The sequence below is a fragment of the Phaeobacter sp. JH20_34 genome (assembly GCF_048056095.1).
Classification (GTDB): Bacteria; Pseudomonadota; Alphaproteobacteria; order Rhodobacterales; family Rhodobacteraceae; genus Phaeobacter; species Phaeobacter bryozoorum.
Map to the genome: position 1 here is coordinate 230,098 of NZ_JAYMWT010000016.1, position 14,900 is coordinate 244,997.

The 14,900-nt window shown below is 61.8% G+C and carries 13 protein-coding genes, 1 tRNA gene and 1 pseudogene; 10 read left to right on the forward strand and 5 right to left on the reverse strand.

Annotation, left to right across the window (positions count from 1 at the left end):
- Positions 1-71: 71 nt before the first annotated feature.
- Positions 72-474 (forward strand): annotated as a pseudogene (locus tag VWZ81_RS12745) (IS5/IS1182 family transposase); the annotation flags it as partial.
- A 230-nt stretch (positions 475-704) separates the two neighbouring features.
- On the opposite strand, the gene VWZ81_RS12750 reads toward VWZ81_RS12745, so the two are convergent.
- From VWZ81_RS12750 to VWZ81_RS12770, 5 genes are all read right to left on the reverse strand, one after another.
- Entirely contained in the window at positions 705-1,892 is a 1,188-nt protein-coding gene (locus tag VWZ81_RS12750; protein ID WP_416542807.1) for a multidrug effflux MFS transporter, read from the reverse strand.
- Between the two features lie 629 nt (positions 1,893-2,521).
- Positions 2,522-2,598, reverse strand: a tRNA-Arg gene (locus tag VWZ81_RS12755).
- A gap of 120 nt (positions 2,599-2,718) precedes the next feature.
- Positions 2,719-4,107, reverse strand: coding sequence for a sensor histidine kinase (locus tag VWZ81_RS12760; protein WP_416542808.1), 1,389 nt, complete (start codon positions 4,105-4,107; stop codon positions 2,719-2,721).
- 16 nt (positions 4,108-4,123) lie between these two features.
- A complete protein-coding gene (locus VWZ81_RS12765; protein ID WP_416535589.1) occupies positions 4,124-5,545 on the reverse strand; it encodes a dihydrolipoyl dehydrogenase family protein in 1,422 nt (473 codons plus the stop codon).
- A 2-nt stretch (positions 5,546-5,547) separates the two neighbouring features.
- The gene (locus VWZ81_RS12770; RefSeq protein WP_416542809.1) at positions 5,548-6,351 is read right to left on the reverse strand and encodes a TVP38/TMEM64 family protein; all 804 of its coding nucleotides are present in this window, start codon (positions 6,349-6,351) and stop codon (positions 5,548-5,550) included.
- 374 nt (positions 6,352-6,725) lie between these two features.
- Here VWZ81_RS12770 and rpmH point away from each other — a divergent pair, with 374 nt between their 5' ends.
- The 9 genes from rpmH to yihA all read left to right on the forward strand — a co-directional run bounded on the left by rpmH (position 6,726) and on the right by yihA (position 14,825).
- Positions 6,726-6,860 (forward strand): 50S ribosomal protein L34, encoded by a 135-nt coding sequence (gene rpmH, locus VWZ81_RS12775; RefSeq protein ID WP_005980833.1) that lies wholly within the window; start codon positions 6,726-6,728, stop codon positions 6,858-6,860.
- A gap of 26 nt (positions 6,861-6,886) precedes the next feature.
- Complete coding sequence (gene rnpA / locus VWZ81_RS12780) at positions 6,887-7,336, forward strand: ribonuclease P protein component (protein WP_416538171.1); 450 nt, start codon at positions 6,887-6,889, stop codon at positions 7,334-7,336.
- 141 nt (positions 7,337-7,477) lie between these two features.
- Positions 7,478-7,735: a membrane protein insertion efficiency factor YidD gene (gene yidD / locus VWZ81_RS12785; RefSeq protein WP_340546624.1), complete on the forward strand. Its 258-nt coding sequence runs from the start codon at positions 7,478-7,480 to the stop codon at positions 7,733-7,735.
- Between the two features lie 387 nt (positions 7,736-8,122).
- Positions 8,123-8,356 carry a hypothetical protein gene (locus tag VWZ81_RS12790; RefSeq protein ID WP_340546623.1) on the forward strand — a complete coding sequence of 78 codons (234 nt, stop codon included), beginning with the start codon at positions 8,123-8,125 and terminating at the stop codon, positions 8,354-8,356.
- Positions 8,357-8,463: 107 nt separating this feature from the next.
- On the forward strand, positions 8,464-9,351 hold the full coding sequence (ttcA, locus tag VWZ81_RS12795; RefSeq protein WP_340546622.1) for a tRNA 2-thiocytidine(32) synthetase TtcA: 888 nt from the start codon (positions 8,464-8,466) through the stop codon (positions 9,349-9,351).
- Between the two features lie 66 nt (positions 9,352-9,417).
- Positions 9,418-10,962, forward strand: coding sequence for a putative bifunctional diguanylate cyclase/phosphodiesterase (locus tag VWZ81_RS12800; protein WP_416542810.1), 1,545 nt, complete (start codon positions 9,418-9,420; stop codon positions 10,960-10,962).
- Between the two features lie 646 nt (positions 10,963-11,608).
- Positions 11,609-13,426 (forward strand): membrane protein insertase YidC, encoded by a 1,818-nt coding sequence (gene yidC / locus VWZ81_RS12805; protein WP_416542811.1) that lies wholly within the window; start codon positions 11,609-11,611, stop codon positions 13,424-13,426.
- Positions 13,423-14,175 (forward strand): MOSC domain-containing protein, encoded by a 753-nt coding sequence (locus VWZ81_RS12810; RefSeq protein ID WP_416538168.1) that lies wholly within the window; start codon positions 13,423-13,425, stop codon positions 14,173-14,175. The genes yidC and VWZ81_RS12810 overlap by 4 nt, the downstream gene beginning before the upstream one ends.
- A complete protein-coding gene (gene yihA / locus VWZ81_RS12815; protein WP_340546618.1) occupies positions 14,175-14,825 on the forward strand; it encodes a ribosome biogenesis GTP-binding protein YihA/YsxC in 651 nt (216 codons plus the stop codon). Before VWZ81_RS12810 ends, yihA begins: the two co-directional genes overlap by 1 nt.
- Positions 14,826-14,900: the final 75 nt, after the last annotated feature.

Consider the following 14,900-nt stretch of genomic DNA (forward strand, 5'->3'; position numbering starts at 1 on the left):
GGCCTGTCTTCATCGCTTTTCGAAAGTGCCGCCGCCGCGAGCAAAAAATCGTCAGCCAAATGCTGGCAGGCGATCGACAGATCGCCCCGCACATCTCGTGCTTCGACAAATCTGAGCGCAGTGACTGGACCCGGACCCGAGCCGACTTCGAGTGCGACGCCGAGAACAATCAACACATCTGCCCTGAAGGGCACGAGGTGAAGCAATTCCCCCGGAACTGTTCCGATCCGAACCGCAGGCCGACCGGCAGGGGCATCGCCATATAGCAGTGTTTGAAGCACACGTGTCAGGCCGCCCATCACAGGCGCGCTGCCGCCAGAATATGGATTTCCAGTCGATCAACCGGCGAGGAACCTGAACCGGCTCCTATTACATGGGTCATGCGGCGCAAATGACGAATTTCTCCTCGCCGCAACCGCCCACAATCTCCAGAAACTGGCCACAAACTATCCTGCGCCGCAGCAACCGCAATAAGCCAGACAAGAAAGGCACTCTCGACCCTTACCAGGGGGCGATATTCTGCACCAGAGAACCGGTCTATTTTCAGAATCGGTCCAAAGCGGCGACGCCATCAATGACTAAAATCCTGTACCGCGCCGCACTCCGGATAGGGAAACTCTGACATTCTCGAGCTCCGCCAATAGCGCCCGTTTTCAAGGATCGCTTTGTCTGCACCTGGCCCGACGGCCGTTATTGTTTTGAGACTAGACCCTATTCTTACTCAACCATGCTGCCCAAATGGCAAATGCCAACGCCAGTCCCGTTGAAGCTAGCATAAGCATAAGCAACGTTTGCGCCCCGTTCGTCTGTGATACGAGGTTGCCCGTCACTGTGGTAACAACCGCACCGCCTGCAACTATGAGAGCGCCGCTCAGCCCGGCAGCGCTTCCGGCGAGATCTGGTCGAACCGACATCGCACCGGCATTGCATCCCGGCATGGTCATGCCGTTCCCTAAACCAACGAAGATCGTGCTCGCAAAGAAAATCTCCGCTGACATGATCTCCGATGCGAGCAACAGCAAACCGCCCACAATACCACTACACGCCATGACCCGGCCAGCAATCATCATGGTTGTTGGTTCGAAGTGTTTTCCAACCCGACCGGCTAAGAACCCGCCGATCATGAAGCCAACTGTGATGGTCCCGATATAGAATCCAAGTCCAGCGGTTGTGACATTGAAAGCGGACTGCGCAACAAGAGGTGCGCCTGTCAGAAAGATGTAGAATGCGCCGACAGAAAGCGCACCACAGAGTGCATAAGCCCAGAACAGGGGCTCACGGATAAGCATCATCGTGCCAGGTGCCGGAGTGCTGGCATCTGTTGCCCTTTGAGGCCTCGTTTCTCCGAGGTCGAACCAGCAAAGCAGCAGTAATCCGAAGCCCGCTACAGCATAGAAACCAAAGACGGACCGCCACCCAAATAAGGTGTCCAACACCCCTCCCAGCATGGGGCCGACCATTGGAGCAATCGCCATCGCCATTCCGATATAGCCGATCAGGCTTACAGCCTCCCGCGCCGTTCTCGTATCCCTAACGATCGCGAGAGAAAGCGCGTAACCGCCGACGATGCCGCCTTGGAGCATCCGGCAGAACAGAAAAGCCACGATGTTTGGAGCAAAAGCGCACCCCACAGAGGCGAAAGCGAAAACAAACAAAACCACCAGAAGGACCGGTCGTCTGCCGATCCGGTCTGACAAGGGCCCAACGATCAACTGAATAACTGCCGTTATTGCCAGATATCCGGACACCGCCCAGCTCACGGTACCGTAGTCGGTATTGAGATCGACAGCGATGTTAGCCAGAGCGGGTAGAAACATGTTGAGCGACATGGGCGAAAACCCAGTCAACAGGATCAATGTGATCAAATTCGGAGGTGTTCTTGCGCGGTTCATCTGATGCTCTGAGCAATAAAAACAAAAAAGCCCCCGAGAATGTCGGGGGCGCATGGAAACGGATATGGAGAACCCTATCGGACCATGCGCCTCTTGCTTGCTACATCGCTGACGAATTTGAAGGTCATGATCTCACTCCTTTGGGATCAAGCGTAGTAAGGATCGTTGACCCTGGCAACACGCAAAGCTGCCACCCATACACAGCGCAGCATCGGTCAATCCGGACTAACTGCCCGCTTTCGCTGCGTCGCCCATGGACGGCCGCCCTAGGTCTCTAAGCAAAGATCAGGGAAAAGCTGCTCTGGCGTGGTATTGCAAAGCGGCGGCCCGAGCTTGCTCGGTCCTTCCAGATCGGCGCTACGCCATACCTGCCAAGGTGACAGCAGAGCCTGCAAGGCCGAATTCGCGGGCGTCTTGTCCCAGGAACCTCCCCGAACGCGCAGATCGGCCCAGAGGCGTTGATGCCGATTGAGCTGCTGTTTTGTGGCCTGCCGCATGTTGGCACAATGCTGCAGCGCATATTTTGCACCAGCATGGAACGCAGGCAGTTATCGCACGTCAGGTCAATGATGTGACGGAAAAGTCAAACACATCTGACGCTCGAAATCTGACGTATCAAAGGAGGGAAGTGGCGGACCGAGGAGGATTCGAACCCCCGACCCCTTGATTCGTAGTCAAGTACTCTATCCAGCTGAGCTATCGGTCCACTGCGGCGGGGTTTAAGCGTAGCGGCGCGGGGGTGCAAGTCCAAAATGTCAGATTGCCGCAGGTTTTCTTCTTTTTGCGATTGGGGCGTTCCGACGCACGGATTGCGGGCACGGCGGCGTCAAAGAGTGCCGTCGCCCTTGGGCAGACAGATATCGAATACCGTGCCCTCAGGACCGGTGTCGCGCAGGACCACCATGCCGCCATGGCCACGGGCCAGTTCGTCGGCGATGGCAAGGCCAAGGCCGGTGCCGCCCTTGCGGATGCCGCCCTGAAACGGGGTAAAGAGATTCTCCCGCGCTTTCACCGGCAGGCCGGGGCCGGTATCGGTGACGGAGATCCACCAGGCCTCGTGATCTTCGCGCGCCGACAGGGTGATCTGCCCCGGCTGACCGCTGGCCTCGATCGCCTGACGGGCATTGCGCACCAGGTTCATCACGATGCGGAACAGCTGCTCGGGATCCGCCCGCAGGCTCAGATCGACGGGCACCTCATTGCGGAAGGTGACACGCCCCTCCGCTCCGCCGGCCAGACTTTCGCTTTCCAGGATGTCCTCCACCTGACCGTGTAGTGCAACCCGGCCAAAGGTCGGCGCCGGCTCCTCTGCCCGGCCAAAGGCCAATGTCCCCTCACAGAGCGAGACCGCGCGGGTGATCGAATTCACCAGCTTCGGCGCGAGGCGCCGCACCAGGGGGTCTTCGCTCATCTCGATACGGTCGGTGAACAGCTGCGCCGAGGTCAGGATATTGCGCAGATCATGGCTGACCTTGGCAACAGCGCCGCCCAGCTGGGCCAGCCGTTCGCGCTGTTTCAGCGCATGGGTCAGCTCGGTCTGCAACTGCATCAGCGCCTCTTCGGCCTCGCGCAGCTCACGCACACCGGCGCTGGGGTGGATGATCCCACGGGCATCCTCCGGCGCCGCCGCATAGCGCTGCATATAGCCGATGACCCCCTTGATCGGCTTCACCATGAACCGGCGCACCGCAGCAAACAGCAGAACGGCAGTAAAGATTGAGATCACCGCAGAGAGCAGCAGAATACGCAGCCCGTAATCAATCATCGCATCGCGCAGACCCTTGGTTTCAATCGTGATTTCAATCAGAAGACCAGCGTCGCGCACCGGCGCCCCAATCACCCGGATGATCTGGTTATCCGGCGTGACCAGCCGCTGCATGGCATGGCCGATCAGTGCAAACGGGCTGCTCATCCGCAGATCATAAGTGCCCGAAATCGGCGCCGGGATCGGTGAGGACAGCACCAGCTGGCGCACTTCGTCCCGCCGCAGAACCACGTTGAAGACACCGGCATTCTCCAAAAGCTCCGCCTCCAGCTCGGTGTCCAGCATGTCATCCGCCAATAGCGCCAGCGACGCGATCTGCGCCCGCTCCAGACGGTCGGCCAGATAATCGAGACGGAACCGGGATACGGAGGGCACAAAGATCAGGATCTCGGCCAACATCACGAAGACCGTGGTCAGGATCAGGAATCTGCCTGAAAGCGTATTGAGCATTCAGCCCCTTCCGGCGTTACGGGAGCCAGCGCTGCACAAATTGCACCACTCGTTTCACCATTGGACTATCAAAAAGCCGTGGCGAGAAATAGGCCCCTGCGACGCGTTTATTCACTTCTGAAATGGTGGGATAGGGCGCCACCATGGCCGCGACCTCACTCATCTTCAGGTTATTGGCGATGGCCATCGACCACAGCGCCACCAGCTCCCCCGCCTGATGCCCCACGACAGAGGCGCCGACCGGGCGCCCCTTGACCACCATGACCTTGATCAGGCCGGTGCTGTGACGTTCGGCCAGCGCGCGGTCGTTGTGGTGATAGTCGAACCGCGCCACCTCCATCCGGTCGCCATGTTTCTCGCGCGCCTGTGCCTCTGTGAGCCCGACCTGCGCCAGCTCGGGCGCGGTATAGGTGGCCCAGGGAATATGGCTGGTCTTGGCCTTCGACGGCAGGCCGAACAGGATCGACCGGATGATCACACTGGCATGATAGCCCGCCACATGGGTGAACTGCATCCCGCCCGCGACATCGCCAATGGCATAGACCCGGCGGTTGCTGCTGCGCAGGCTGTCGTCCACCACCACGCCCGCGCGGTTGGTCTCGACACCGGCGGCCTCCAGATTCAGCCGGTCGATATTGGCCTTGCGCCCCACCGCCATCAGGAGGTGGCTGCCGTCGAACACCCGGCCATCCTTCGCGGTGACGCGAATGCCGCCCTCCTCGGTGGAGGCGACGGTTTCTGCCTGCGCGCCTTCGGCAATCTCGACGCCCTCCTCGCGCAGCTGCTCCAGAACGATGGCCGCCAGCTCCGGGTCGTCCTTGCCCAGCGCCTTGTCGCCCTCGATCACCGTGACCTGACTGCCCAGCCGGATGTGCGCCTGCGCCATCTCCATGCCAATCGGACCACCGCCGATGATCAGCAGGTGATCGGGCCGCTCGCGCAGGTCAAACAGCGTCTCATTGGTATAATAGGGCACATCGGCCAGCCCGTCGATTGGGGGCACCAGGGGCGAGGATCCGGTGGCAATCACGATGCGCCGGGCGGTGATGCGGTGCTCCCCGGCCTCGACCACGCGATCATCGACAAACCGTCCATAGGCGCGGATCACCCGCACACCAAACCCTTCGAACCGCTCCTGGCTGTCGACCGGGGCGATGGTCGCGATCACGTCCTGCACGTGGTCCTTGGCGGCGGCGTAATCCACGACCGGCAGCTGATCGGCCACACCATAGGCGCTGGCATGGGCCTGCCCATAGGCCACCTTGGCGCTGGCCAGCAGCGATTTCGACGGCACGCAGCCATAGTTCAGACAGTCGCCGCCCATCTTGTGCCCTTCCAGCAGCACGACATCCGCGCCCATCTGACTTGCCCCTGCCGCAACAGAGAGACCGCCCGACCCGGCGCCGATCACAAGAAGATCGCAGGTTAGCTCTTGCATGGTCACTGGTCCTTTCCGGAGGCCGCGGGACGGCGTTTCTTCAGCAGCATGGGCAGCGCCGCCAACACGCACAGACCAAGGATCGGCCCGATCACAAACGGCTCCCACAACAGCGACAGATCAGGTGTCCCGCCCCGGTCAAACACCGCACCAAGGCCCACGCCAATCCAAGTAAAGACGATTGCGCCGGGGATGATCCCCACCGCCGTGGTCCACAGGAAATTCACCAGCTTCACCCCGACTAGCGCGGGCAGCAGATTGGCGACAAAAAACGGCACCGCAGGCACCAGCCGCAGCAGCAGCAGCACCTCGATCTCATTTTCCCGCAGGGCCTGTTTGAGGATGCGCACGCGGCCCTCCGCCGCTTCCAGCCGGTGGGTCAGCATCGCTCCAAGCCCCCAGCGCGCCGCCAGAAAGATGCCAACCGCACCAATGGTGGCTGCCAGCACGTTGAACAGCGTGCCCGCCACCAGACCAAACAGGAACCCGCCAGTGACGGAGGCCACAGCGGCGCCCGGCAACGAGAAGACAACAATTGTCACATAGGCCAGCACAAACAGGCCAACGAGGCCCAGATAATTCTCATCGCGAAACGCCATCAGCGCCACCCGATTGTCGCGCAGGGTCTCAAACGTCAGGTAATCGCCCAGCGTCATCGCCCCGATCACCGCAACAACCAGCACCACGGTCAGCGGCAGGAACCGCGTCAGCGCCGGTTTCTTCTCTGCCCTGTCACGCGATTCGGATGCGGTGGGCTGGGCCGGAGAATGCTCCGCGATATCGGTCTGCTCGGGATGATCTGGCATCGGTGGTCAAATCCTGCTGTCTTGGGCCATTGGCTGGCCGGTCATGGTCGGCACCGCAGACGCGGCGGGTCTGTGTCTCTGGCTACCTGCTAAATGGCCCCGGTACGAGACCACGGGCGATATCTTCACGCCCGCTTGATCATTGCCTGCAAAAAAGTGAGCCAAACAGCGCGCGCCCCTCTGTCTGTTACAAATATCTTCTGCTATAGGGGCTCCAGCGCCCGGTTTTCATGGAAATGTTGCATTTCGTGCAGAAAACAACCGCCTTGGGGTTTGACTCGCCGGTCATTCCCTTCTAGAGACCGGGCTTCGAGATAGACCCCCGGGTGGCCGATTCCGCGCCGTCCCGATGTAAACAGTTGGAGACCGGAGCGATGAAACGCACCTATCAGCCTTCGAACCTGGTTCGCAAACGCCGCCACGGCTTCCGTGCGCGCATGGCCACCAAGGCAGGCCGCAAGATCCTGAACGCACGCCGCGCACGCGGTCGCAAGTCGCTGAGCGCGTAATCGCGCCCAGCACTGTTCAGACGGACATGACACCGCCGGAGACCCCCAAGGACGGCTCAGCTGCCCAAGGGACCAGGTCTCCGGCGGTGTCCGTTTGCGTATCTGATACCTTGGACCGCCCACTGCCCCGCCCGGAGGTGATCGCCAAACGCCGCGACTTTCTCGCAGCGGCACGCGCCCGCCGTCAGGGCACCAAGGGAATGATGGTGCAGGGTCGCAAACGCCGCCAGGACGGCGAAGCCGGCGGCGATACCATCCGCATGGGCTTTACCTGCTCAAAGAAGGTCGGCAATGCCGTGGCCCGCAACCGCGCCAAACGCCGGCTGCGCGAAGTCGCCCGGCTGATTCTGCCCCTGCATGGCCGGTCCGGCTGGGACTATGTCCTGATCGGGCGCGCGACAGAGACCGCCGAGCGCCCCTTTGAAGATCTGCAAAACGATCTCATCTACGCGCTGAAGAAAATCCACGGCAAGTAATCGTTTCCGAAGGCGATTTGCCCGGCAGGCAGCTGGCGCAGCACACGGCTCCTCTCCCCACGGGAAGGCGGCTCCGCTCTCCCCCCGCACTCAGGCGCGGTCCTGATTGCCATACCGCTCAACTCTGCCTATCTAACTCCCATGACCCCGCTGGCCCATCTCCTTGCCCTGCCCGTGCGCGCCTATCGGCTGCTGTTCAGCCCCTGGGTCGGCTTCAACTGCCGCTATCAGCCCACCTGCTCGGCCTATGCGCTTGAGGCACTGGAGAAACACGGCGCCCTCCGTGGGGCATGGCTGACGTTGCGCCGGATCGGCCGCTGCCACCCGTTTGGCGGCGATGGCTACGACCCGGTGCCGGGCTGTGACCACAGCCATGACAAGACCGCAGATCGACGATAACCAGTCCGGGCCGATGCCCGCCAAAGTTGCGCGCCATTTCTGCCACAGTATGGAATACCGGTATAACCGGGGCAGTCGGGCCGTGCTAAGGCTCTGAAACGATCAACCTATAGATGCAGGAGGGCTGTTTATGAATAAGTTTGTTCAATGGCGACGTGCTCCTGGGGGCTATACGGGACAGGCACGCGCCTGATCCAGTCTGCCTTTGATCGCGGCTCAGCACTGATGTGCGCCCGATCTGATCGTACCATCCCAGACCACCCCTAGCGAAGCCATCGTCGACGCCTGTCTTTGATCCGGTCTTCGACCCCGTCTTTGCTGCACGGTCTGGGCACATCTGTCATCTTTCACAACAAAGGACCCGTCTGCATGCAGCCGGAAACACGCATGACATCTACACAATTTCCCACCCCGCTCCGCGACCCCCATGCCGCATTGGCGCAGATTCTGGCCGATCTTGGTCTGCGCCGGACCTTGACGGCGATCCTGCGTCAGATGATTGCCGCACAAAGCCCGCCGCGCAGACGCGCCAGCACGCTGCCGATCTGCAACCATCTGCGCCGGGATATTGGCCTGCCACCGCTCGCCGACAGGCTGCCATCGTCGCGCCCCTATTTCTGATCCCGGCCGACGATCCCGGTTGACGATCCCGGCGGGCAGAAGCCTGCTACCCGCCGGGATCACCTTTTTTCCTTGGCAAAACGCCGATCCTCGGCTAGGGCGCGCCCATGCTTGATGATGATCTGGACGATATCCACCCGCTGTTTGCCGGCGCCCCCTCGACGACGGAGTTCAAGAAACTCCGCAAACGGATCGTGCGCTACGCCCGTGAGGCGATTGACCAATATGGCATGGTCGAGCGGCGCGAGGACGGCAGCACGCCGAAATGGCTGGTCTGCCTGTCGGGCGGCAAGGACAGCTATACCCTGCTGGCGGTGCTTTACGAGCTGAAGTGGCGGGGATTGCTGCCCGTGGATCTCCTGGCCTGCAACCTCGATCAGGGCCAGCCCGGTTTTCCGGCCACCGTGCTGCCGGAGTTTCTGGAAAAGATGGGCGTGCCGCACCGCATCGAATATCAGGACACCTATAGTATCGTGATGGATAAGGTCCCGCAGGGCCGCACCTTCTGCGCCCTCTGCTCGCGCCTGCGCCGGGGCAACCTCTACCGCATCGCGCGCGAGGAAGGCTGCTCTGCGGTGGTGCTCGGCCATCATCGCGACGACATTCTGGAAACCTTCTTCATGAACCTGTTCCACGGGGGTCGTCTGGCAACCATGCCGCCGAAACTGGTCAACGAAGAGGGCGATCTGTTCGTGTTTCGCCCCCTCGCCCATGTCGCCGAGGTGGACTGCGAAAAATTCGCCAAGGCTCTGAATTATCCGATCATTCCCTGCGATCTCTGCGGCAGCCAGGACGGGTTGCAGCGCCAGCAGGTGAAACAGATCCTCGATCAGTGGGAATCAAACAGCCCCGGACGCCGTCAGGTGATGTTCCGGGCGTTGATGAATGCCCGTCCCTCGCATCTTCTGGACCCCAAGCTGTTCGATTTTTCCGCTCTTATGTTGAAAAAACCTGATTTGGGGACGGATTCGGACGAAATTCCCGATTTGCGTTAACTTGCCGGTCAGACCGCGACCTTAATCTGTAGCCAGCACCACATGCCGTAGGTGAAAGGTCTACAGATGACAAAAATGCTGTCGCAGACGCTGACACAGGTCAGGAAACGGATTGCCCCGGTGCTGCTGGGGCCGCCGCTGCTTGCGTTTTTGCCGGCCCTGACACTGGCAACTTTCTGGATGGGTGGCGAGGTGGCGCTGCTGGCCGTTGCTCTTGGCCTGCCGCTGGTTCTTGTCGCCTCCGGTGGCTTTTCCTATTTCCGCCGCCCCACCATGCCACGCGACAGCCTGACCGGCATGATGATGCGCGACGGGTTCAGCGAAATCATCTCGGAAGTTTATGACAGCGCCGCGGATACCGGCCTGCGCTCGGCCGTGTTTGTGCTTGAGCTTGATGACTTCAAGGAGCTGGCGCAGCGCCACGGCCAGGAAACCGCCGATCAGCTGGTCAACCGCTGTGGCGACCGCATCATCTCCATCCTGCGCCCGCAGGACTATGTCGCCCGGATTGGCGATTCTCGGTTTGCCATCTGCCTCACACCGGTGTTGCAAATGGATCTGGAACTCTCGATCCAGATGGCCGGACGGCTTCAGGCCGCCATCGAAGAGCCGATTTCGGTTGATGGTGCCTCTCTCTATATTTCCTGTTCCATCGGATTCTGCCTCCATAGCCGCAGCCCGAAACCGGCAGGCAGCGACTGGATGGGCGCCGCCTGCACGGCCCTGCTGGACGCGCAGAACAATGGCCCCTCCGGCATTCGCGCCTTCTCCCCCGAAATGGATCAGCGCAGCAAGGCGCGCGGAGACATGATCGACGAGGTGACCGAGGCACTGGAAAACGGTCAGATCCAGGCCTGGTTCCAGCCGCAGATCTGCACCGACACCGGCCGTGTCTCCGGGTTTGAGGCGCTGGCCCGCTGGTCCCATCCGGTACGCGGGATGATCGCGCCCATGTCCTTCCTGCCCTATCTGGAGAGCGCCGGGCTGATGGAACGATTGAGCGAAATCATGCTCTACAACGCGCTCACCGCGCTCAAAGCCTGGGATGCCGCCGGCCTGCATGTCCCCTCGGTCGGTGTGAATTTCGCCACCGACGAGTTGCGCAACGCCAATCTGGTGGAGCGCATTCAATGGGAGCTTGAGCGTTTTGGCCTCACCCCGGACCGGCTCTGCGTCGAGATCCTCGAAACCGTGATGACCGACCGCCCGGATGACATGATCGTCCGCAATATCGCCGCCCTTGGCGAATTGGGCTGCGGCATTGATCTGGATGATTTCGGCACCGGCCATGCCTCCATCGCGGCGGTCCAGCGGTTCCGCGTATCCCGGATCAAGATCGACCGCTCCTTCGTCATGAAAGCCGACCGCGACCCCGAACAGCAAAAGCTGATTGCCGCCATCCTGACCATGGCCGAACGGCTGGAGCTGGAAACCCTCGCCGAAGGGGTGGAGACCGTTGGCGAACATGCCCTCCTGTCCCAGCTGGGCTGCGATCACGTGCAGGGCTTTGGCATTGGCCGTCCGATGCCCTTTGATCAGACTCTCGACTGGATCGCCGCCCATGAGGCAAAGCTGCAGGAGGCCCCCAGTATCGGGCGCCACAGCAGCTGATCCGCTGACATCCCATTCCCCCGCCCTTCGGCGACCACCTATGCAATCGGCCCCGGTTGGTTCCGGTTGGTTTCGGTTGCCCCCTGTCTGCGCGCGCCGCCCAGTCACGGGTTCTGCTTCGGCCTGGCGCAGCGATCCGGCGGTTCTGCGCAGGAACTCCCGGCGACCGGCTCGGCCCCGGCAGGTTCGGCACAGCAAAACGGGCGCCCTCGGCCGCTGAGGGTCTTGTGCCTTATGCGTGCGGGCATCATTGGCGCGCGGTCTCTTGCGGTCCAGTCACGCGCGCTGCCCAGTCCCGCCCGGTCTCAATCCCGCCCGCTCCAAGCCCCGCCCGTTCCCAGCTCCCCGTTCCCAGCTCCCCGTTCCCAGTCCGGCCCTCCCGCAGCCTTGCCGCGCCCTCGCTCCCACCCGGGGCGGTCTGCACCGCCGGTTGATCCACCACGACATGGATCTGCTGTCGTAGGCCGCGCGCCGCGCCCGACGGGTCGCGACATGCCGCCCTGATCCGGCAATTGCGCCAGGGATCGGACGAAATCCCCCTTCAACCGCGTCGCAAGGACACGATGGGGGCGATTCCGCTTGACCTTTGGGGGGCATCTCTGTTGAACCACACCCTGTCATTCCATACACGAGGTGGCAGTCCCCAATGGACGATCAGAACAAGAACCTTCTTCTCGCAACCGCGCTTAGCTTCCTGGTGATTCTGGGGTGGTATATCTTTTTCCCCCCACCAGAGCCGCAGATCCAGCCGGACGCCGTGGTCGCGGAGACAACCGCCACAGGCGATGTCGTGACCGCGCCTGCTGCGGCCAATCCTGCGGCCGGAACCGATGGCGCTGATGTCAGCGCCGAAGCTGAGGCCGCTGCGGATGCGCCGCGTCTCACCATCGACACGCCGCGCGTCTCCGGCAGCATTTCCCTGAAAGGCGGGCGTCTCGACGATCTGTCTCTCAAGGATTACCGCGTCTCGCTGGAAGAGGGTGCCGCCATCGTCAAGATGCTGTCCCCCGCCGGTGATCCCAATGCCTATTACGCCCTTTACGGCTGGGCGCCCGGTGCCGGGCTGGGTCCCGACGACGTGCCCGGGGCCAACACCCTGTGGCAGGCCGATACCGAGGCAACCCTGACCCCGGTCACCCCGGTCACGCTCAGCTGGGATAATGGCAAGGGTCTCACCTTCACCCGCACCATCGCGGTGGATGAGGATTACCTCTTTACCATCACCCAGTCGGTCACCAACGCCTCCGGCGCGACCGTGGCGCTGGCGCCTTATGGCACCCTGGCGCGCCATGGTGAGCCGCAGGACCTGAAGAATTTCTTCATCCTGCATGAAGGCGTGATCGGCATGGCCGACGGCACCCTGGCCGAAATCGACTATGACGACATGACCGATTTCGAGATCGACCCCCGCACCGGCGCCCGCGCCGCTGTGACCGCAGTCGAGACCAACGGCTGGATCGGCTTCACCGATCATTACTGGATGTCGACCCTGGTGCCGGATCCCGGCCAGCCGTTCCGCTCCATCGCCAAATTCGATGAGCGCCGCGACATCTACCAGACCGATATCGTGCTGCCGACCGTCACCGTCGCCGATGGCGAAACCAGCGCAGCCACCACCATGCTGTTTGCCGGTGCCAAGGAATGGGCGACCATTCGCGGCTATCAGAAAGACGGCATCGAGGGCTTCCTCGACAGCATCGACTGGGGCTGGTTCTTCTTCCTGACCAAGCCGATCTTTGCGGTTCTGCACTGGCTGAATGCGTTGATTGGCAACATGGGCTGGGCGATCATCGGCCTGACCGTGCTGATCAAGCTCCTCGTTTTCCCGCTGGCTTATAAATCCTACGCCTCTATGGCGAAGATGAAAGAGCTGCAGCCGCGGATGGAGGAGATCAAGGAGAAGGCGGGCGACGACCGTCAGAAACTCCAGCAGGAGATGATGGCGCTCTACAAGAAGGAAAAGGTCAACCCGGCCGCCGGCTGTCTGCCGATCCTGATCCAGATCCCGATCTTCTTCTCGCTCTACAAGGTGATCTTTGTGACGCTGGAACTGCGTCACGCGCCCTTCTTTGGTCCGTTCCAGGATCTGAGCGCGCCGGATCCGACCTCGATCATGAACCTCTTTGGCCTGCTGCCGTTTGCCGCTCCGGTCGAGGGCACCCTGATGGCGACGATCTTCATCGGGATTCTGCCGATCCTTCTCGGTATCTCGATGTGGTTGCAGCAGAAACTGAACCCGGCACCCACCGATCCGACCCAGCAGATGATCTTTGCCTGGATGCCGTGGGTCTTCATGTTCATGCTGGGCGGCTTTGCCTCCGGTCTGGTGGTCTACTGGATCGCGAACAACACCATCACCTTCACGCAGCAGTATTTGATCATGCGCAGCCACGGCTACAAGCCGGATGTCTTCGGCAACATCAAATCCGGCTTCAAGAAGACGCCAAAGGCTGAAAAGAAATGAGCGAAGGCATAACTCATATCTGGCGGCATCCGATCAAATCACATGGTCGGGAGCCGCTGGAGAGCGCCTCTTTGGTCGCCGGGCAGTGTCTGCCCGGCGATCGCGTTTGGGCGGTTGCACATGAGGCCTCCAAGGCTGACGGCAGCGCCTGGGCGCCCTGCGCCAATTTCAGCCGTGTCGCCAAGGCACCGCAGCTGATGGCGCTTGAAGCCCGCTATGACGAGGCCACGGGCCAGGTCACCCTGAGCCACCCGCAGCTGGACAACCTCAGCTTCAGCCCCGATGACGCGGCGGATCTGCCGCGGTTTCTGGACTGGGTGCGCCCCCTGATGCCAGAGGACCGCGCCGCCTCGGCCCGCATTCTGCGGGTTCCGGGCCGTGGCATGACCGACAGCGATTTCCCGTCGATCAGCCTGTGCAACTGGGCGTCTCACCGCGCGGTGGAAACCGCCATTGGCCATGGGCTGTCGCCGCAGCGCTGGCGCGGCAACATCTGGTTTGACACCGGCACCGCCTGGGAAGAAAACACCTGGATCGGGCGCGACGTGCAGATCGGCGAGGCGGTGCTGACCGTCCGTGAACGCACCGTGCGCTGTCTGGCCACCACAACCAACCCCGAGACCGGCGAGCGTGACGCAGATACGCTCAAGACGCTGCGCGACACCTGGGGTCACCAGGACTTCGCTGTCTATGCAGAGGTCATCAAAGACGGCGCGATCCGCGTCGGCGATAGTATAAAGGTGCTCTGATGCAGATGCCGTTCCCCCTGGCCGAATCGCCAGATGAAATCATGACCGAAAAAGGCCGCAAGCTGTTTGCCGGCCAGTCGGAATTTGTCAAAGGCGTGGTCGCCATGTCCGGCCTGCCCCCCGCCGACCGGATCGAGGTCTGTTTCGCGGGCCGCTCCAACGTGGGCAAATCCAGCCTGATCAACGCGCTGACCGGGACCAAAGGTCTGGCGCGGGCCTCCAACACGCCGGGGCGCACGCAGGAAATCAACTACTTCACCCAAGGCCCCGATCTCTATCTGGTCGACCTTCCGGGCTATGGTTACGCCAATGCGCCGCTGCCGATTGTCGAGAAATGGCAGCGCCTGCTGAAACAATATCTCTCCGGTCGCCAGACCCTGCGCCGTGCCTTTGTGCTGATCGACAGCCGTCACGGCATCAAAGCCGTCGATGACGAGATCATGACCCGGCTCGACAGCTCTGCGGTCACCTTTCAATGCGTGATGACCAAAGCCGACAAGGTCAAGGACAAGGACCGCGCCGCAATCATGGAGCAGGTCCGCAAGGCGCTGTCCAAACACCCGGCAGCCTACCCGGAGATCGTGCTGACCTCCTCGGAGAAAGGCGACGGCATCGCCACGCTGCGCTCGATCATCGCGGGTCTGGAATAACGCAGCTGTTGCGCAGCCCGCCACATGGAACCGCCCCCGCGATCAGCCGATCCCGGGGGCGTTTTCGTCTCTGAT

Bases quoted from the DNA above. Each gene is read 5' to 3' on its own strand.
- VWZ81_RS12750 (WP_416542807.1), bottom strand. From the start codon at position 1,892: ATGAACCGCGCAAGAACACCTCCGAATTTGATCACATTGATCCTGTTG.
- VWZ81_RS12760 (WP_416542808.1), bottom strand. From the start codon at position 4,107: ATGCTCAATACGCTTTCAGGCAGATTCCTGATCCTGACCACGGTCTTC.
- VWZ81_RS12765 (WP_416535589.1), bottom strand. From the start codon at position 5,545: ATGCAAGAGCTAACCTGCGATCTTCTTGTGATCGGCGCCGGGTCGGGC.
- VWZ81_RS12770 (WP_416542809.1), bottom strand. From the start codon at position 6,351: ATGCCAGATCATCCCGAGCAGACCGATATCGCGGAGCATTCTCCGGCC.
- rpmH (WP_005980833.1), top strand. From the start codon at position 6,726: ATGAAACGCACCTATCAGCCTTCGAACCTGGTTCGCAAACGCCGCCAC.
- rnpA (WP_416538171.1), top strand. From the start codon at position 6,887: ATGACACCGCCGGAGACCCCCAAGGACGGCTCAGCTGCCCAAGGGACC.
- yidD (WP_340546624.1), top strand. From the start codon at position 7,478: ATGACCCCGCTGGCCCATCTCCTTGCCCTGCCCGTGCGCGCCTATCGG.
- VWZ81_RS12790 (WP_340546623.1), top strand. From the start codon at position 8,123: ATGACATCTACACAATTTCCCACCCCGCTCCGCGACCCCCATGCCGCA.
- ttcA (WP_340546622.1), top strand. From the start codon at position 8,464: ATGCTTGATGATGATCTGGACGATATCCACCCGCTGTTTGCCGGCGCC.
- VWZ81_RS12800 (WP_416542810.1), top strand. From the start codon at position 9,418: ATGACAAAAATGCTGTCGCAGACGCTGACACAGGTCAGGAAACGGATT.
- yidC (WP_416542811.1), top strand. From the start codon at position 11,609: ATGGACGATCAGAACAAGAACCTTCTTCTCGCAACCGCGCTTAGCTTC.
- VWZ81_RS12810 (WP_416538168.1), top strand. From the start codon at position 13,423: ATGAGCGAAGGCATAACTCATATCTGGCGGCATCCGATCAAATCACAT.
- yihA (WP_340546618.1), top strand. From the start codon at position 14,175: ATGCAGATGCCGTTCCCCCTGGCCGAATCGCCAGATGAAATCATGACC.